The sequence below is a fragment of the Mucilaginibacter sp. SMC90 genome, assembly GCF_022811725.1.
GTDB lineage: Bacteria > Bacteroidota > Bacteroidia > Sphingobacteriales > Sphingobacteriaceae > Mucilaginibacter.
Genome location: NZ_CP094527.1, coordinates 6,758,293 through 6,777,506, shown reverse-complemented (window position 1 = coordinate 6,777,506; position 19,214 = coordinate 6,758,293). Strand labels below are relative to the sequence as shown.

Sequence of the window (19,214 nt, the reverse complement as noted above, 5' to 3'; positions counted from 1 at the left end):
TGTATTTACATGGGGCTGTTGCGTTTTATATAACAACGTCGTAAAGGTTATTAATTAAAACCTATAACCATGCTTAAATATTTTATCATTTGCCTTTTAGCTATAACCTTTTTGGGCTGTAAAAAACATAACCAGCAAACAGGTTGCCCCAGTAAAGCCTGTACTGCCGATTTTGCTTCGCTAACTGTAAATTTTGTTAACAAGGACGGGTTCCCTACGCCCGGCAAAAATATAACAGTTATAAATTTGCGGACCCATGAAACTATAATTGCCAAAGGTAACGGAGGGCTCATTGTGCCATCTATAGGCCCGGGTTTATATGTTATTGCCACTGATAACAATAAAAGCGAATTTTCAACCGAGGGGGATGATGTGGAACTTACCGCCACCGATGCCACAACTAATATCACCAAAACCGCTTCGTTTAAAATTTCCGGAGGATGTAATTGTCATATAGCTAAATTATCGGGGCCAGATAAAATAGCTCTTTATTAATATAACGTGAATCCGAATAAGAGAGTCATTGCCAATAATGAAAAGGAGGGCTGGCTGAGTATTGGCGCGAAAGAAAAATCTTTTACACTATGCCGGGCGAAAAGCAGGGAGTAAAAGATTTCTTCTTACCCCGCTGCCTAAACCACCTCTGGTTTGTTCGAAATGCCATTATGGTTTATTATTCCAAACTCAACTTAGTATGGATATAGCGACATTGTAAAAGCTTTTACAGCTAATTATAAATTTAAACTTGCGGATAGGTTTGCTTTATATATTTTTGCATTTAATTAGACTGATTTTAAATAACGCTCGCGAGCCGCCGATGAAAGTATTTTTCCGCACTATTCACCTCTACTTAAGCCTTGCGGCAGGAGTGATCATTTTTTGCTCATGTTTAACCGGCACTATGCTGGTTTTTGAAAAGGAAATTCAACAGACACTTAATCATCAGCGTTATTTTATAAAACCCCAGGGTAAAAGGTTGCCTGTATCTGCTTTAACCGCGGGCGTCTTAAAACAAATTCCTAAATCAAAGCTGGCAACGGTAACTGTTTATGATGACCCGGAACGCACGGTAGAAGTTGCAGTTATTGTGCCCGAAAAAAAGGAAAAGAAACAGGCTGCCGAGCCAAAAGCAGAAAAACATGCCGGGGCCCATATAAAAAAGGATGCTAAATCAAAAGATGCCGAGCGTTCAAATCTTACAGCTTATGTAAACCCATATACTGGTCAGGTAGTTGATCTGTTTAACCGCAGGCAAACTTTCCTGTATTCGGTTGAAATGTTTCACCGCTATTTGTTAGGTGGAAAAAACAGCGTGGGCGATTGGGTGATCAGTATTTCAACCTTATTTTTCCTGGTGATATTGATAACCGGCGTGATACTGTGGTGGCCTAAAACAAAGGCCATTATGAAACAACGTGTCAAAATAAAATGGGGCGGCAGCGGTAAGCGGCTTACGCATGACCTGCATATTGTTACCGGTTTCTACACATCCATATTCCTGATAATTATTTCTTCCTCGGGTTTGATCATGACCTTTAAGTGGGCCAATAGTACTTTGTTTTTTCTTACTGGTTCAAAGTATATCGCCAAAGAGGATGTCAGGGCTCCCTTATCGGCTTATCAGCCGGGCGTTGCTGCTATTTCTCCTGAAGCCGCTATAAACGCGTTAGGTGATAAAGTGACAGAGGCCGAAAACTACACTATCCGCTATCCGCGCGATACTGCTGCGGTTTATACTTTTAATGTGCTTAAAAAAGGTTCGATTGAACTGGCTACCGATACTTATTATATAGATCAATACAGCGGCAAACTTGCCGGTTTTGCTTTGTATGCTGATAAAAGCCTTGGCCAGCGTATCAGAGGGGTTATCAAACCAATCCACACAGGTTCTATTTATGGCTGGCCAACCCAGGTTTTAGCTTTTATGATCACCCTGGTATCGCTGATCTTCCCGGTAACCGGCGTAATGATGTGGTTTAACCGTACCAATAAGAAAAAGAAGAAAAAGCCTGTTCGCCGCAGGGAAGCAGTGGCAATTCAACCTGTTGCAACAATATAAAAATGCCCTTATTGCAGTTTTGGAATTTTCATCATTAAGGAGGTAGATGACAAGAGCATCTTTTCGCTTTTAGATGTCCGCTACCTTTGATGAGCAAGATGCTTCGCTATTCATTACATAATTAAATGTGGGGGCATGCTGAGCCTTCAGACCCCAGGGGGATTTAAATACTCAGAATGGTGTAATCAGGAGGTTAGTATTTTATTTATCCCCTAACCATAATCCAATAATTACAACTTGTAACCGGTTCAAATACTTCTTTTGCTATTTTATATCCAATCCGTTCATAAAACCTGATGTTACGCGGAGTGAAGGTTTCAAGATAGGTTGGTGTTCCGTTTTTATCAGTTTCGTCAAGTATTGCATTTAATAGGTCGGCACCGAGGCCTTTACCCTGGTAAGCTGGTTTGATTCCGGCAATTGACAGGTACCATGCATCAGGCGGTACGGCGTCAATCTGTTCGCTCATGAACGAAACAATGGTTGAATAGGCATCAAGTGCCGTTTCACCCATGTGCGTTTTTATAAAATCTTTCTTTAGCAGGCTCTTTTCGTTGTCGGTAGCTTGGTCTAAAGGTTTACTCCAGATGGCTGCGCCGTAAGCGGGATTTCCTGCAATAGTTAAGCGGCCATACTTTTCGCCCTCTGTCATGGAGTAATCCATGTATTTCATTAATCTTTCCTGCCTGGTGTACTCGTTGTTAGGGTTGCCCCGTAACAATTCTATGTAAAAAGGGTCGGGAATGAGGGCTTCGTATAAAGCCAGGGCTATGTCTTTGTATTTATAGGCGTACATGTAATTTGTTAAGTTCAACGGCTTAATATACAAAATATTAGTAGCGCGTAATTGGTTAGGTATTTACGGTTTACCGAAGCGATAGTTTCGCTGTAAATGGTTTTTTCTCCCACTCTTTAACCGCTCATAATTTATAGCTGTGGCTTGTTGTAACTGCTTGTTTATTAGTGGTTTTTATTAGTGGTGAAACCGGGGAAAAACTTCAAAAAATATAAAACAGACCCGGCTAAAAATTGTTGAAAACTTTTAGTGGTAGAAAGTGGTAGAAAGTGGTAAAAGTATTTACTTTTACGTTACAAAATTGCCCAAGTCATACAATGTCGTTTTTAACCGGTGAATTTGAGTGTAAGCTTGATCCTAAATTTAGGATGATGATACCGGCTGGCCTTAAAAAAAAGCTTCCTGAATTGGAATCTGAAGGTCTGGTGATCAATCGCGGGTTTGAAAAATACCTTGTCATATACACTAAAAAAGAATGGGATAAACGACTTGAAGAACTAAGCAAACTTAATGAATACGAAGAGGATAATATAGCCTTTATAAGATATTTTACCCGTGGCGCTACCGAGCTTATGCCTGACGCCGCTGGCAGGGTTTTATTGCCGAAGTTTTTGTTGGAGTATGCAGGTATAAAGGGCGATGTTGTGCTGGCTTGCCAGTTGAATAAAATTGAGGTTTGGGATGCCGAAGCGCACCGTAAGCTGATGGACGATGAACCGAAAAGCTTTGGCGCATTGGCAAAAAAGGTAATGGGTAATAAAAGTAAGGAGCAGGAATGAGTGAGTACCATGTGCCGGTAATGCTGAAGGAGTGTATTGATGGGCTGAATATTGATCCGGATGGTACTTATGTGGATGTGACCTTTGGCGGCGGCGGGCATTCGCGGGAGATATTGAAGCATTTGGGGCCTAAGGGCAGGCTGATCGCTTTTGACCAGGATACCGATGCGCAACGGAATATAATTGATGATGAACGTTTTGTTTTTGTAGATCAGAATTTCAGGTATCTCAAAAACTTTTGCCGTTTACACGGGGCTATCCCTGTAAATGGGATCCTGGCCGATTTGGGCGTGTCATCGCACCAGTTTGATGAGGCCGACCGCGGATTTTCCATCCGGTTTGATGCCGAGTTGGATATGCGCATGAACCAGTTGGGCGAGCTGACTGCTAAGGATGTGGTAAATAACTACGCGGTTGCCGATCTGCACCGGATCTTTGGCATTTACGGAGAAATCCAGAATGCTAAATCACTGGCTGAAACCATTGCGACAGCAAGGTTAAATACACCGGTAGTGACTATTGCTGATCTGAAAAATGTGATCAGTAACCGCATTCCAAAAGGGAAAGAAAATAAATACCTAGCGCAAGTGTTCCAGGCATTGAGGATAGAGGTTAACCAGGAGCTGGAAGCATTGAAGGATTTTTTAATGCAGTCGGCAGAGGTTTTAGGTGTTGGCGGCAGGCTGGTGGTGATGTCATATCACTCGCTGGAAGACAGGCTGGTAAAAAACTTCATCGCCAAAGGCAAGTTCAGTGGCGAGGTTGAAAAAGACCTTTATGGCAACGATAATAAACCGCTTGATGCTGTAAGCCGCGGGGCTATAACGGCATCGGCAGAGGAGATAACCAATAATAACAGGGCACGGAGCGCTAAATTAAGAATAGCTGTAAAAAAATGACCAATCGTTTACGTACAGAAATTCAGGAAGAAGAGGAAGTAGAAGAAGTTGTTGAAGAAAGGCGGCCTGCAAGGGAGCTGCCTGATAACTTTTTTACGCAACTTTTTACCAAAGGCTTTCTAACAACCGAGAAGGCCACAAATGCTTTGCCCTTTGTTTTGTTTTTGGCGTTATTAGGTATGGTGTACATTGGTAACATGCACTATGCCGAAAAATCGGTACGTGAAATTGATGCGCTTACCAAAGAAGTTAAAGAACTGGGCTGGGATTATAAATCGACCAAGGCCGATATGGCATTTAAAAGTACGCTTACTGAAGTTGCTAAGCGTGCCGATACTTTGGGCTTGAGCCAGTCGGTTGATCCGCCGGGAAAAATAACAGTGAAGGAGGATACAGATGGGAATTAGAACTAACATACTGGCCAGGGTTTATTTAGCCTTCGGGCTTGTTTTGCTTTTGGCTATTGCGGTTGTAGTTCAGCTTTGTCGCCTGCAATACGTTCAGGGCGATAAATGGAAGGCGATGGCTGCCGATCTTTCTGCTCAATATCAAACTGTTGAAGCAGCAAGGGGTAATATTTTTTCTGTTGACGGAAGTTTGCTGGCTACTTCGGTACCTGAGTATGAGTTGCACATGGATATGCTGGCCGGTGGTATTGCCTCGGATACGGCATTTAATAATAATATCGACCTGCTGGCTGCAAAGCTATCGGGTATGTTTGGTGACAGGTCGGCAAGGGATTATTCGCGCGTATTGCGTGAAGCCCGCAGGGATAGCTCACGTTATCTGCTGATCAGGCGTAAGGTATCGTACCAGGATCTGAAAAAGATCCGCCAGTTTCCGGTATTTAACATGGGTAGGTACAAAGGGGGGCTTATCGTTATTCAAAAAAATAAGAGGATCCTGCCATTCCAGTCGCTGGCGGCACGTACTATCGGTTACAAAAACGAAAACGTAAAGAACCCGGTTGGGTTGGAAGGAGCTTATTCATCATATATTAATGGTGAAAGCGGCAGGCGTTTAATGCAGCGTATTCCGGGCGGTATCTGGATGCCGGTTGATGATGAAGATGAAATAGCACCTAAAGATGGTGCTGATATTATTTCAACCATTAACGTGAACTTTCAGGATGTGGCGCAGGATGCGTTAAAAAAACAACTGGTTAAAAGTGCTGCCGATCATGGCTGTGTTGTGCTGATGGAGGTATCAACCGGCGAGATCAGGGCAATTGCAAATTACACGCGCACTAAGGATGGTGACTACAGAGAGCAAATGAACTATGCTATCAGTAACGCAATCGATCCGGGATCAACCTTTAAACTGGCATCATACATGACCCTGCTCGATCAGCATAAAATTGATACCAGTACCATAATTAATGCTGAAGGCGGCAGGTATAAATTTGTTAAAGGGCCAACTATTACCGATACCGAGCATGATAACTATGAAATGTCGGTTAAGCGGGCTTTTGAAGAATCATCAAACGTGGCAGCAGCTAAATTGGTTGATAAGTTTTATCATAATAATCCATGGCAGTACATCAATAAACTGTATAGCTATCATTTAAACGAGAAACTCGGACTGCAAATTCAGGGTGAGGGCAAACCGGTGATCAAGAATCCATCAAACCGCAGCTGGAACAAAAATTACAGCTTGCCCGAAATGGCTTATGGTTATGAAATGAATATTACGCCGCTGCAAATGCTGGCTTATTATAATTCGGTAGCTAATAATGGCAAAATGATTGCCCCGTTGCTGGTTCGTGAGATCAGGAGGTTAGGCAATCCTATAGAGCAGTTTCAGGCAAGGGTAATTACCGAGCAGGTGTGTTCTGAAGCAACTTTAGGTAAAGTGAGGGGGATGCTTGAAGGTGTTGTGATGAATGGCACTGGTAAAAACGTTATTAAAAACAAGCTTTACAGCGTGGCGGGTAAAACCGGTACAGCGCAGGTGGCTAACGGAACCAAAGGTTATAAGGATAAAAAATACCAGGCATCGTTTTGTGGTTACTTCCCGGCCGATCGTCCTAAGTATTCGATGATCGTGGTGATCAATAACCCAACCCAGGGCGATTACCTGGCAGCTAAGGTAGCCGGCCCGGTGTTTAGGGAAGTGGCCGACAGGGTTTACGCCAATGACCTGGATATTAACCAAAGTTCACAAAGCCATTATGTTGGCAATACTGTAATGCCGCAGGTAAAGCAAGGTAATATGAAAGCCCTTAAAAAGGTTTATTCAAAACTGGGTGTTAAGCCTTTGTATGCATCAGCCAACAGTACGGTTGATACAAGCAACGGTATCCCGTTTGAAGAGGTGAAATATAAAAACGGTACCGTGCCATCGGTAACAGGCATGGGGCTTAGTGATGCGTTATACGTAATGGGTAATGCTGGTTATAAGGTAACTGTACGCGGAAGCGGTGTGGTTGCCAATCAATCAGTTACCGGTGGAAGTGCTATACCAAAGGGATCACGAATTTTATTAGAACTGCAATGAGGTATTTAAGCGATGTAATTGATGGACTGGCCTTCACTGAATTGCAGGGAAGCGCCGATGTGGAAATAACGGCGATTGCTTTTGATTCGAGGGCTGTAATCCCGGGGGCGATGTTTGTTGCTGTAAAGGGAACCGTAGTTGATGGGCATGACTATATTGACCAGGCTATTAAAAAAGGTGCCGTGGCAGTTATTTGCGAAGATTTGCCTGCTCACACCACCGGCGAGGTTGATTTTCTGATGGTAGCCGATTCGGCAGTAGCCTTAGGCATTGTAGCTGCTAACTTTTATGATAACCCATCGGCCAAATTGAAACTGGTTGGGGTAACAGGTACTAATGGTAAAACAACTATCGCCACGCTGCTTTACCAGTTGTTTCGCGATCTGGGCTATAAATGCGGCTTGCTTTCAACTGTTGAAAATCAGATCAACGGTAAAGTGATCCCGTCAACGCATACCACGCCTGATCCGGTTGAGCTGAACAGTTTGCTTGCCGAAATGGTGGATAGTGGTTGTGATTATTGCTTTATGGAGGTGAGTTCGCACGCTATTTCACAAAAACGGATTGAAAGTTTAGTTTTTGCCGGTGGCGTATTTACCAACTTAACACATGATCATTTAGATTATCATAAAACCTTTTTGAGGTATTTAAACGCCAAGAAAGAGTTTTTTGATGGTTTGCCTAAAGATGCTTTTGCACTTACCAATAGCGATGATAAAAATGGTAATGTAATGCTGCAAAATACAGCGGCGCATAAAAAAAGCTATGGCCTTAAAACCATGGCCGACTATAAAGCCCGCATCCTCGAAAATCAATTCAGTGGCTTGTTGCTACAAATTGATGGTGAGGAAGTATGGTTTAAAATGGTGGGCACATTCAATGCTTACAACTTGTTAGGTGTTTACGCTACCGCGATGTTACTTGAACAGGATAAAGCGAAAGTACTCACCAGCCTAAGCAAACTAACCGGTGCCGAAGGTAGATTTGAATACATAACAGCACCTAACAAGGTAGTAGGTATAGTTGATTATGCCCATACGCCGGATGCTGTGCAGAATGTACTGAGCACTATTCACGATATCCGTAAGGGTAACGAAAAAGTGATCACAGTAATTGGCTGCGGCGGCGACAGGGATAAAACCAAGCGCCCTATTATGGCTAAAACTGCCTGTGAGTGGAGCGATAAAGTGATCCTTACATCTGATAATCCGCGTACCGAAGATCCGGCGCAGATCATCAAAGAAATGGAAGAAGGTGTCGATCCGGCATTTAAAAGGCATACAGTAAGCATCATCGACAGGCATGAGGCTATTAAAACAGCTTGTATGCTGGCTAATCCAGGTGATATTATCCTGGTAGCAGGTAAAGGGCACGAAAAATATCAGGAAATAAACGGAGTGAAAAACCACTTCGATGATATGGAAGAGCTGGAGGATCAGTTTAAAGATTTGATATAAGAAGATACTATATAGTAAAAGATAAAAGCAATGTTGTATTACCTGTTTAGCTACTTAAGCAAAAATTACAGTATCCCCGGGGTAGGTGTATTTCAATACATCACTTTCCGGATGGCGATGGCTGTAATCACATCATTGCTGATCACTACGGTTTACGGCAGGCGGCTGATAGATTATTTGCGGTTTAAACAGGTGGGCGAAACCGTAAGGAATTTAGGTTTAGAAGGGCAGATGCAAAAATCAGGTACGCCAACTATGGGCGGTATTATCATTTTGCTGGGTATTTTGATACCGACGCTACTGTTTGCCAAGCTGGAAAATGTATACGTGATCCTGATGATCATCACCACCGTTTGGCTGGGTGCTATTGGTTTTTTGGACGATTATATTAAAGTATTTAAAAAGAATAAAGAGGGTTTGGCGGGCAGGTTCAAGATCATTGGCCAGGTAGGTTTATCGCTTATTGTTGGTTGGACAATGTATTTCAACAGCAATATCATCATCCGGCAGGAAGTGGTGTTGCCGGTAAAGGACGATGCCCCGGTTGAGTTTCATATGAAACGTAATGCCCCGGTTTATACCCAGGATGTACGTTCGACCAAAACCACCATGCCTTTTTATAAAAACAATGAGTTTGATTATGCCAAAGTGCTTAAGTTTTTGGGCAAAGGTTACGAGCAATATGCATTGGTGGTGTTCCTGTTTTTCGTGATCCTTATTATCACGTTTATCTCTAACGGGGCAAATATAACCGATGGTATTGATGGCCTGGCTACGGGTACCTCGGCCATTATAGGAATTACGCTGGCTATACTGGCTTATGTATCGGGTAACACGGTTATTGCCGATTACCTGAATATTATGTATATCCCTAACTCGGGCGAGCTGGTAATTTTCGCCGGTGCATTTGTGGGGGCATGTGTTGGCTTTTTATGGTATAACTCATATCCGGCACAGGTGTTCATGGGCGATACCGGCAGTTTGGCCATAGGTGGCATCATTGCGGTGTTTGCCATTATGATCCGTAAGGAATTGATGCTGCCATTACTATGCGGTGTTTTCCTGGTAGAGAATTTTTCGGTGATCATCCAGGTATCATGGTTTAAGTATACCAAAAAGAAATTTGGCGAAGGCAGAAGGGTGTTTTTAATGGCCCCGCTGCACCACCACTATCAGAAAAAAGGTTTCCACGAGGCTAAGATCGTTACCCGCTTCTGGATCATTTGTATCCTGCTGGCAATAGTGACGGTGATAACGTTGAAACTTCGTTAGAGGTTAGTAATTGGAGATTAGAGGACAAAAGATCGAGAGTCAGGAAATCAAGCGTCAAGAGACAAGAAAGAAAAGAGAATCGGTGAAATCATCAAACAATCGGTGAAATCCCAAAAGAAAATAGAAATGAACCATAACGATAACAAAGACGCAAATCAAAAGCACCCCCTTCAGGGGGCGGGGGGGGCGGTACGCCTTGTCATCCTCGGTGCCGGCGAAAGCGGTGTTGGGGCGGCATACCTTGCGCAACAGCAGGGCTTTGATGTTTTTGTGTCGGATTTTGGCGGCATTGCTGATAACTATAAAAAGCAACTCGAAGATTGGAAAATCCCTTTTGAAGAGAAGCAACATACTGAAGAACTGATCCTGAACGCTGCAGAAGTGATCAAAAGCCCCGGTATTCCGGATAAGGCCCCGATCATTAAAAAGCTGCACGAAAAGGGAACGCCTGTAATATCTGAAATTGAGTTTGCCGGGAGGTATACTGATGCAAAGATCATCGGGATCACAGGATCAAACGGTAAAACAACTACCACCAGTTTAACCTACCACATCCTGCACAATGCAGGCTTAAATGTTGGGTTGGCCGGTAACATAGGTAAAAGCTTTGCTTACCAGGTGGCTACCGAAAAGTTTGACTGGTACGTGTTGGAGCTGAGCAGCTTTATGCTCGACGATATGTTCAAATTTAAAGTTGACATAGCTGTATTACTGAATATTACGCCCGACCATTTGGACAGGTACGATTATAAACTGGAAAATTATGCGGCATCTAAATTCAGGATAACGCAGAACCAAACGGCGACTGATTATTTTATTTATTGTGCCGATGATCCGGAAACAATAAATGGAATGAAAGAACGAACGTTTGGGGCGCAGCTGCTGCCATTTTCTATACAGCAGAAATTTGAACCGGGCGCATACCTGGATAGTAACGACAATATTGTCATAAACACCAAACAAGAACATTTTACAATGTCAATTCAAGAACTGGCCCTGCAAGGCAAACACAACATTTACAACTCCATGGCATCGGGTATTGTAGCAAAGGTGTTGGAGCTGCGCAACGAAACGATGAGGGAGAGCATGGGCAACTTTAAAAGCATTGAGCACCGCCTGGAGTTTGTTGCCAATATATCGGGCATCCGCTTTATTAATGATTCAAAGGCCACCAACGTTAACTCAACCTGGTACGCTTTAGAAAGTATGACCAATGATGTTGTACTCATTTTGGGTGGTGTTGACAAGGGAAATGATTACAGTATGCTGAATGACCTGATTAAGCAAAAGGTAAAAGCAATTGTGTGTTTAGGCAAGGATAACAAGCGTATTCATGATGCATTTGAGGATATGGTTGAAATTATAGTAAATACATCATCAGCGCAGGAAGCTGCAACGGTGGCTTATCACCTGGCAACCAAAGGTGATACTGTATTATTGTCACCGGCTTGTGCCAGCTTTGATCTGTTTAAGAATTACGAAGATCGCGGCAACCAGTTTAAAGCGGCAGTGAAGGAATTATAGATGTGCAGATTTCAGATGTGCAGATTGCAAATGAGTAAGTAACACAAAACATAGGATCAGGTTAATCCCAAAATCCTAAAAATCAAGGTTCAGAATGCATAGGATATTAGAAAATACAAAAGGAGATCGCTGGATATGGCTCATAGTCATATTGCTTTCTGTTATATCCTTGTTGGCAGTATACAGTTCGGTAGGTACGTTGGCGTTCAAGCAAGGTAAAGGGGTTGAGATCATCCTCATGAAGCACGTGTTCATGATAGTGGGTGGTATTGCGCTGATGTATTTTTCGCACAAGCTCGATTACCGTTACTATGCCGGAATCTCGAAGGTGATGATGATTGTTACTATACCGCTGTTGTTGTATACGCTGGTTTTTGGTAGCCATATTAACAATGCGAGCCGCTGGATAGCCATCCCCGGAACCGGATTAAGCTTCCAGACATCGGATTTGGCTAAACTGGCATTGATCACTTACCTGGCCCGTACGTTATCGCGCAAGCAGGAAAATATTAAGGATGTTAAAGAATCCTTTTTGCCTATCATGGGTTCGGTATGTGTGGTGTTTATTCTGATTGCACTGGCCAACCTTTCAACAGCTTTGATGCTGTTTGGGGTTAGCATATTACTGCTGATCATTGGCCGTATCAGTATCAGGCAAATTGCCATTACCTGTGCTGCTGGTTTTATATTGTTACTGGGCGTAATATTCCTTGGTCCGAGGAGGCATACATACGTATCGCGTATGAAGGTGTTTATGCACCCCGAGCTGGCAAAGGCCGATAAGTCTTTCCAGAGTGACCATGCCAAGATTGCTATAGCCACAGGCGGTTTATTTGGAAAAGGCCCCGGCAACAGTACCGAAAGAAATTATCTGCCCGAATCATACTCTGATGAAATTTATGCCATCATAGTTGAAGAGTATGGCCTGGTTGGAGGCATAATTGTGGTGGGGATTTATGTGTTCCTGCTGTATCGATGTATCAAGATCATAACGAAGGCCCCAAAAGCATTTGGTGCCTTGCTGGCCTGCGGCTTAAGTTTCAGCTTAACTATACAGGCTTTTGCCAACATGGCTGTAGCTGTTGGTTTGGGCCCGGTAACCGGTGTGCCGCTACCGCTGGTAAGTATGGGGGGGACGTCGATATTGTTTACCAGCATTGCCTTCGGTATTATACTATCGGTAAGTAAGGATATTGAAGAACCGAAAAAAGATAAAACTATAAAAGAAGATAATACAGGCCCGAATAAAATTATAGTAGGAGAGATCAGAACGGCGTAAGCCAGTGATTAGTGGTTGGAGGTAAGAGATTAGTTATAAAAGAGGTTAGGAACAGGATTTAAGTTAAATATTAAAAGCATGTCAAAAAGGATAATCATAAGCGGTGGCGGAACAGGAGGACATATCTTCCCGGCTATCTCTATTGCCAATGCTTTAAAAAATATTGACCCTAATACCGAGATCCTTTTTGTGGGGGCTAACGGTCGTATGGAAATGGAAAAAGTTCCGGCGGCTGGTTATAAGATCATCGGGTTGGATATCCAGGGAATTCAGCGTGGTTCTATTGTTAAAAACCTGATGTTCCCTATTAAGCTTGCCAACAGTGTGCGCAGGGCCATTAAAATTATTAAAGATTTTAAGCCCGATGCTGCTGTAGGTGTAGGTGGTTATGCTTCGGGCCCATTGTTGTATGCGGCATCGTTAAAAAATATTCCATACCTCATACAGGAGCAAAACTCGTATGCAGGTATTACTAATAAATGGCTGGGTAAACACGCTAAAAAGATCTGTGTGGCTTTTGATGGCATGGAGAAGTTTTTTCCTGCCGATAAGATCATCAAAACCGGTAACCCTATCCGTAAGGATGCGGTGAATATTGCCGGCAAACACATGCAGGCGTTGGAGTTGTATAATCTTTCGCACTTTAAAAAAACGATACTGATAACAGGCGGCAGCCTTGGTGCGCGTACCCTGAACAACAGTATCATGAATGGTATTGATAAGCTGCTGGCTGCAGATGTACAGGTAATATGGCAAACCGGCAAGTTTTATTATAAAACCATCATCGAAAAGCTGGGCGAAAATTACCATCCCGATCTGCAGATCAGGGAGTTTTTAACCCGGATGGACCTGGCTTATGCCGCGGCCGATATTATTATATCAAGGGCCGGGGCCGGCACCATTGCCGAGCTGTGCGCCATTAAAAAGCCGGTGATCCTGGTGCCTTCGCCAAATGTGGCCGAAGATCATCAAACAAAAAATGCTTTGGCGCTGGTGCATGAAAACGCTGCCGTTTTTGTGGCCGACAGGGATGCCGAAGAAAAACTGGTTGACAGGGCGCTTGAACTATTGGAAGACCGCGACCTGCAAAAAAAATTGAGCAATAACATTGGTAAAATGGCTATGCCAAATGCCGATGAAGTTATAGCAAAGGAACTTATCCAAATAATAAGTAACAATTAAATGATGGTCCTCCTCTTCCAAAGGGAGGAGGGCCTTTTTTAGAACAAATTGAAAATGGAACTGCACGACATTAAAAGAGTTTATCTCATAGGCATAGGCGGCATCGGTATGAGCGGCCTTGCACGCTATTTCCATCATTTGGGTTGCATTGTTTGCGGATATGATAAAACATCAACTGATTTAACAAACCAGTTGCACAACGAAGGGATCCAGGTTGTTTTTGAAGATCACGCGGATTATATCCCCATGAGTTTTCAGAAACCCTGCAGCGATACATTGATTATTTATACGCCTGCAGTACCAAAAGATTCGCACATCGTTAACTATTTTAAAAATCACGGTTTTGAGCTGTTCAAACGCTCGCAGGTTTTGGGGTTGATCAGCAAAAGCTCTTTTACCATTGCTGTGGCCGGTACGCACGGTAAAACCACCACCTCAACCATGGTGGCACATTTACTTAAAGCATCGGGTAATGATTGCTCGGCATTTTTGGGCGGTATTTCGTCAAACTACCAAACCAACGTACTTTACGGCAAAAACAATGTAATGGTGGTTGAGGCCGATGAATATGACCGCTCATTTCTGACGCTGTATCCGGATGTGGCTATCATCACTTCGATGGATGCCGATCACCTGGATATCTACGGTGATCATGCTCACCTGACCGAGTCGTTCAGGTTATTTGCTTCGCAGATAAAACCCGGCGGTACACTGGTGCATAAAAATGGTTTGCCTTTAGATGGTGGTTATACTTACGCCTTTGAAGACGAAACAGCCGATGCGCACGCATCTAACGTTCGCATCATAGAAGGAGATTTTTACTTTGATTATAACAGCGCTGCTGTAAATATTACTGATATAAAAATGGGCATAGCAGGCACCCACAACGTTGAAAATGCTGTAGCCGCCATTGAAGCAGTATTGAAACTGGATATAGCCCCGGCTGATATCAAGGAAGCACTGGCGTCATTTAAAGGGGTTAAACGCAGGTTTGAATACATTGTTAAAACACCTGAGCATATTTATATTGATGACTATGCACATCACCCTGAAGAACTGAGGGCTTGTATTTCATCAATTAAAAGGCTATACCCGGCTAAAAAGTTAACGGCTATTTTTCAGCCGCATTTATTTACCCGCACCCGCGACTTTGCAGATGGCTTTGCCGAAGTGCTGGACATGGTTGATGAACTGATATTGCTGGAAATTTACCCGGCGCGCGAACTGCCTATTGAAGGTGTTAACTCGCAGATGTTGCTTAACCGCATGCAACTTCAAAATAAAAGGATTTTGAGTAAAGAGGCCGCGGTGGCTGCAGTAGCTGCCGAAAAGCCCGAACTATTATTAACGGTAGGTGCCGGTGATATTGATACACTTGTGCAACCATTAAAACAAGTATTGAGCAATGAATAAAAAACTCATTTGGAAGCGCCTGCTGATAGGTTGTGCCTGGGTAATATGCCTGGGTGGCCTTGTGGTGCTCATGAGTTTTATTGAAACAAAAAAAGCGGGGGTAAAGTGTACAGCGGTAAATGTAAGCATCCCGGGAGGTCAATATTTTATTGACAAGCAGGAGGTTGATCACATTATCGAAGTTACCAGTCACTCATTGGTAGGCAGGCCTATCGAAAATATTAATATCCAGGAGTTGGAGGATAAGCTTAAGGCTAACCCTTTTATTGAGTTTGCCAAAGTTTATACCGAAATGGATGGGGTATTAAGGGTTGAAGTGAGCCAGCGCCAGCCGATACTGCGCATCATGAACCATTATGATATGGATTTTTACGTAGATCAGCATGGCTTAAAAATTCCGCTGTCGCCAAACTTTACCGCAAGGGTATTGGTTGCCAATGGTTTTATTGACGAGTTATTTACCAATCGCGTTGACTCGTTACATACACGTTTGGCTAAGGATTTGTTTAAAACGGCCGATTATATCCGTAAGGATTCGCTTTGGGATGCGCAGATAGCACAGATGTATGTGAATAACGAGCGCGAGATTGAACTGATTCCCAGGGTGGGAAACCAAAGGATATTGATAGGTAATGCCGATTCGCTTAATGTGAAGCTGAACAATCTGCAGGCCTTTTACAAGCAGGTGTTGCCGAAGGTAGGCTGGGATACCTATAAAGTGATCAATGTAAAATATACCAACCAGGTTATTGGTATAAAAAACGAAAATATAAAAGCTGATTCGGTAAAAGCGGCTAAGGCTGCCAAGCTGGATTCGCTTAAAACGAAAAGGGATTCATCTCAAATTAAATTGTAATATGGACAAAAGCTCGACTCAGGAAAAAAGTTCGCCAATTGTAGTAGGATTGGATATAGGGACTACCAAGATATGTGCCATTGTTGGGCGCAGGAGCAAGAACGGGAAGATTGAGGTTTTAGGAATTGGCAAGGCCGAATCTGCCGGCGTTACACGCGGTGTGGTTTCAAATATAGATAAAACGGTACAGGGCATTCACCAGGCGGTGGATGTGGCAGGCTCGCAATCAAATGTGGAGATCAGGGTAGTGAACGTGGGTATTGCAGGTCAGCATATTAAAAGTTTACAGCACCGTGGGCTGATAACCCGCCGCGATCTGCAATCAGAGATCGGCCGTAAGGATATTGATAAACTGATAGAGGATATGTACAACCTGGTGATGCCTCCGGGCGAGGAGATCATCCACGTATTGCCACAGGAGTTTACTGTGGATAACGAGCCGGGCATCAAGGATCCTATTGGTATGGCTGGTGTTAGGCTTGAAGCCAATTTCCATATTATATCTGGCCAGGTAACCGCTATCAAAAACATTGTAAAATGTGTTAACAAGGCCAGCCTGGAAAGCCAGGAACTGATCCTTGAACCGCTGGCATCTTCAGAGTCTGTTTTGAGCGAAGAAGAAAAAGAAGCCGGTGTGGTTTTGGTTGATATCGGTGGTGGTACTACCGACGTAGCTATCTTTCATGAAGGTATCATTCGCCATACAGCGGTTATCCCTTTCGGTGGTAACAGCGTAACCGAGGATATCCGCGAAGGCTGTTCGGTAATGCGCAACATAGCCGAGCAACTGAAAGTAAGGTTTGGATCAGCCCTGGCCGACGAGAACAAGGAAAATGAGATTGTGTGTGTGCCGGGTTTACGTGGCCGTGAGCCAAAGGAAATTTCGGTAAAAAACCTGGCTTATGTGATCCAGGCCCGTATGGAAGAGATCGTAGAGCATGTTTACTACGAGATCAAATCATCAGGCTACGAGAAAAAGCTGATAGCAGGTATTGTAATAACTGGCGGTGGCGCGCAGCTGAAACACTTACGTCAGCTGGTTGAATTTGTTACCGGTTTGGATTGCCGTGTGGGTTACCCTACCGAGCATTTGGCTAAAAACGAAGTATTGCCAAAAGGAACATACGAAGAATTACAAAGCCCAACTTTTGCCACAGGTATTGGTTTGCTAATTAAAGGTATCCAGAAAATGGAATACATGAATGAAGCAATCCCTGCCGAAGTAAAAGTTAAACCAAAATACGATGCTAAAAGTAAAGAAGGGGGCCTGTTAGACAGGCTGCTGAAAAAAAGCATCACATTTATTAAGGATGACATTAAGGATGAGGACTTTCTGAAATAATAATTATTCACAAGGGCTAAACTTATTCACATTGCTCACAATTGTGGATAAACCTTGTTGAAAAAGTATTATTATTACAATGGTAAAATCTAATGTTGGTTGATTTACATATAGCTGAAAACGAAGATTATGCATTTTGAAATGTTAAAAGAAAAGTCGTCTATCATCAAGGTAATTGGTGTTGGCGGTGGTGGTGGTAACGCGGTAAACCATATGTACAGGCAAGGAATTACCGGTGTTGATTTTATAATCTGCAACACTGATGCCCAGGCATTGGAGCTGAGCCCTATACCTAACAAGGTGCAGTTGGGTGCCAGTTTAACTGAGGGCATGGGTGCAGGCTCGATACCCGAAGTAGGCAAAAATTCGGCTATTGAAAATATCGACGATATTAAACAGATGTTGGGCGTTAATACCAAAATGCTGTTCATTACGGCAGGTATGGGCGGTGGCACGGGTACAGGCGCAAGCCCTATCATTGCCAAGGCCGCGCGCGAAATGGATATATTAACGGTAGGTATCATAACCACGCCTTTCTCTTTTGAGGGCAAACGCCGTAAAATGCAGGCTGATGCCGGTTTAGAGGAACTACGTAAATACGTGGATTCATTCCTGGTGATCTCAAACGACAGGCTTCGCCAGATCTTTGGTAACCTTACCATGAGTTCGGCATTTGCACAGGCTGATAATATATTGACCACCGCTGCTAAAGGTATCGCGGAGATCATTACCCTGCCGGGTTATATAAACGTCGATTTTAAGGATGTGCGCACGGTGATGAAGGATAGCGGTGTATCTATCATGGGCAGTTTTACTGCTGATGGTGAAAATCGTGCCTTAAAAGCTGTGGAAGGTGCACTGGCATCGCCATTGTTAAAGGATAACGAAATTGAAGGTGCAAGGTATATATTGCTGAATATCAGCTCGGGCCTTAAAGAGGTTACCATGGATGAGATCAGCGTAATTACTGATTACATACAGGAAGAAGCCGGTTTAGCTGCCGACCTGATCTGGGGTAACTGTATTGACGAAAACCTGGGCGAGCAATTATCGGTAACTATTATTGCTACCGGTTTCCAAACTAAGGATGAGCGCGAAAAGGAGCACAGCAACAAGAAGATTGTTTCTATGCTGGTACCTGAAGAGCCTCAGCAAGCCCGGCCGGTTAATGAGTTTATTAAACCTGTTAAGGTTGATGCTCCTGCCGAGCCTTATGCTAAAGCCCCTAAAGAGGATGCAAAGCAGGCTGGTTTATTTGATATGTTTGCGGGTAGCAGGCAGGAAGAGCCTGCTGTGGTAAGGCACAGTTTGATGCATGAGGAAGAGCCTGAAGCTGACAATGAACCGGATACTGCTGGCTTTACCTTTAAAATGAGCGAGCCTGTTAGTTATGAGCCGCCTGTAAAGGAACAACCACGCATGCCTGAACCAGAGCCGGAACCAACTCCTGTTGTTGGTGCTGATGACAACAAAACCAACGAATCTATTGAAGAGCAATTGAAAAAATCGCGTGAGCGCATCATGAGGCTGAAAGACCTGAGCATGAAACTGCGTACCGGTAATATCCAGGAACTGGAGAATGTACCGGCTTATAAACGCAAAGAAATAGCATTGCAGGATACCCCGGCATCTGACGAAAGCCAGATCTCGCGTTTTTCCCTGATGCAGGATAGCGAAGGTAACGTAGAAATCAGGAACAATAATTCGTACCTGCACGGAAACGCTGATTAAGTAGAGAAGCAAGACGCGAAGATTCAAGAGACAAGAAAATAGAAAAACCACAATAATGAATGGGAGATCAACAAAAGAATTAAATCTGAAAGTTGATCTCCCTTTTTTATGTTACTCTTGTTAAAAAAG

16 protein-coding genes are annotated in these 19,214 nt (G+C 43.5%); 15 read left to right on the top strand and 1 reads right to left on the bottom strand.

Translation table 11 applies throughout. The annotated features are described in order from the left end of the window. Positions 1-69: 69 nt before the first annotated feature. Both MTO98_RS28145 and MTO98_RS28140 read left to right on the top strand, forming a co-directional pair. The gene (locus MTO98_RS28145; protein WP_243482296.1) at positions 70-495 is read left to right on the top strand and encodes a hypothetical protein; all 426 of its coding nucleotides are present in this window, start codon (positions 70-72) and stop codon (positions 493-495) included. 322 nt (positions 496-817) lie between these two features. Further along, a complete protein-coding gene (locus MTO98_RS28140; protein WP_243482295.1) occupies positions 818-2,059 on the top strand; it encodes a PepSY domain-containing protein in 1,242 nt (413 codons plus the stop codon). Positions 2,060-2,264: 205 nt separating this feature from the next. Here MTO98_RS28140 and MTO98_RS28135 read toward each other — a convergent pair whose 3' ends face one another. After that, positions 2,265-2,855, bottom strand: a complete 591-nt coding sequence (locus MTO98_RS28135) for an N-acetyltransferase (RefSeq protein ID WP_243482294.1) — start codon at positions 2,853-2,855, stop codon at positions 2,265-2,267. A 317-nt stretch (positions 2,856-3,172) separates the two neighbouring features. Here MTO98_RS28135 and MTO98_RS28130 point away from each other — a divergent pair, with 317 nt between their 5' ends. The 13 genes from MTO98_RS28130 (at position 3,173) to ftsZ (ending at position 19,085) form a co-directional block, all read left to right on the top strand. Then, positions 3,173-3,634 (top strand): division/cell wall cluster transcriptional repressor MraZ, encoded by a 462-nt coding sequence (locus tag MTO98_RS28130; RefSeq protein ID WP_090529909.1) that lies wholly within the window; start codon positions 3,173-3,175, stop codon positions 3,632-3,634. Then, complete coding sequence (gene rsmH, locus MTO98_RS28125) at positions 3,631-4,533, top strand: 16S rRNA (cytosine(1402)-N(4))-methyltransferase RsmH (protein WP_243482293.1); 903 nt, start codon at positions 3,631-3,633, stop codon at positions 4,531-4,533. The genes MTO98_RS28130 and rsmH overlap by 4 nt, the downstream gene beginning before the upstream one ends. After that, on the top strand, positions 4,530-4,940 hold the full coding sequence (locus tag MTO98_RS28120) for an FtsL-like putative cell division protein (RefSeq protein WP_243482292.1): 411 nt from the start codon (positions 4,530-4,532) through the stop codon (positions 4,938-4,940). Before rsmH ends, MTO98_RS28120 begins: the two co-directional genes overlap by 4 nt. After that, a complete protein-coding gene (locus MTO98_RS28115) occupies positions 4,930-7,029 on the top strand; it encodes a penicillin-binding protein (RefSeq protein ID WP_243482291.1) in 2,100 nt (699 codons plus the stop codon). Before MTO98_RS28120 ends, MTO98_RS28115 begins: the two co-directional genes overlap by 11 nt. Continuing rightward, positions 7,026-8,486, top strand: a complete 1,461-nt coding sequence (locus MTO98_RS28110; RefSeq protein ID WP_243482290.1) for a UDP-N-acetylmuramoyl-L-alanyl-D-glutamate--2,6-diaminopimelate ligase — start codon at positions 7,026-7,028, stop codon at positions 8,484-8,486. Before MTO98_RS28115 ends, MTO98_RS28110 begins: the two co-directional genes overlap by 4 nt. Positions 8,487-8,516: 30 nt before the next feature. Beyond that, positions 8,517-9,758, top strand: coding sequence for a phospho-N-acetylmuramoyl-pentapeptide-transferase (gene mraY / locus MTO98_RS28105; RefSeq protein ID WP_243482289.1), 1,242 nt, complete (start codon positions 8,517-8,519; stop codon positions 9,756-9,758). Between the two features lie 126 nt (positions 9,759-9,884). Next, on the top strand, positions 9,885-11,282 hold the full coding sequence (gene murD, locus MTO98_RS28100; RefSeq protein ID WP_243482288.1) for a UDP-N-acetylmuramoyl-L-alanine--D-glutamate ligase: 1,398 nt from the start codon (positions 9,885-9,887) through the stop codon (positions 11,280-11,282). A gap of 94 nt (positions 11,283-11,376) precedes the next feature. Next, entirely contained in the window at positions 11,377-12,561 is a 1,185-nt protein-coding gene (locus MTO98_RS28095; RefSeq protein ID WP_243482287.1) for an FtsW/RodA/SpoVE family cell cycle protein, read from the top strand. 78 nt (positions 12,562-12,639) lie between these two features. Next, entirely contained in the window at positions 12,640-13,743 is a 1,104-nt protein-coding gene (murG, locus tag MTO98_RS28090) for an undecaprenyldiphospho-muramoylpentapeptide beta-N-acetylglucosaminyltransferase (protein ID WP_243482286.1), read from the top strand. 54 nt (positions 13,744-13,797) lie between these two features. Next, positions 13,798-15,156: a UDP-N-acetylmuramate--L-alanine ligase gene (murC, locus tag MTO98_RS28085; protein ID WP_243482285.1), complete on the top strand. Its 1,359-nt coding sequence runs from the start codon at positions 13,798-13,800 to the stop codon at positions 15,154-15,156. Further along, positions 15,149-16,012 (top strand): cell division protein FtsQ/DivIB, encoded by an 864-nt coding sequence (locus MTO98_RS28080; RefSeq protein WP_243482284.1) that lies wholly within the window; start codon positions 15,149-15,151, stop codon positions 16,010-16,012. The genes murC and MTO98_RS28080 overlap by 8 nt, the downstream gene beginning before the upstream one ends. 1 nt (position 16,013) lies before the next feature. Further along, positions 16,014-17,354 (top strand): cell division protein FtsA, encoded by a 1,341-nt coding sequence (gene ftsA, locus MTO98_RS28075; RefSeq protein WP_243482283.1) that lies wholly within the window; start codon positions 16,014-16,016, stop codon positions 17,352-17,354. A gap of 129 nt (positions 17,355-17,483) precedes the next feature. Next, on the top strand, positions 17,484-19,085 hold the full coding sequence (ftsZ, locus tag MTO98_RS28070; protein ID WP_243482282.1) for a cell division protein FtsZ: 1,602 nt from the start codon (positions 17,484-17,486) through the stop codon (positions 19,083-19,085). Positions 19,086-19,214: the final 129 nt, after the last annotated feature.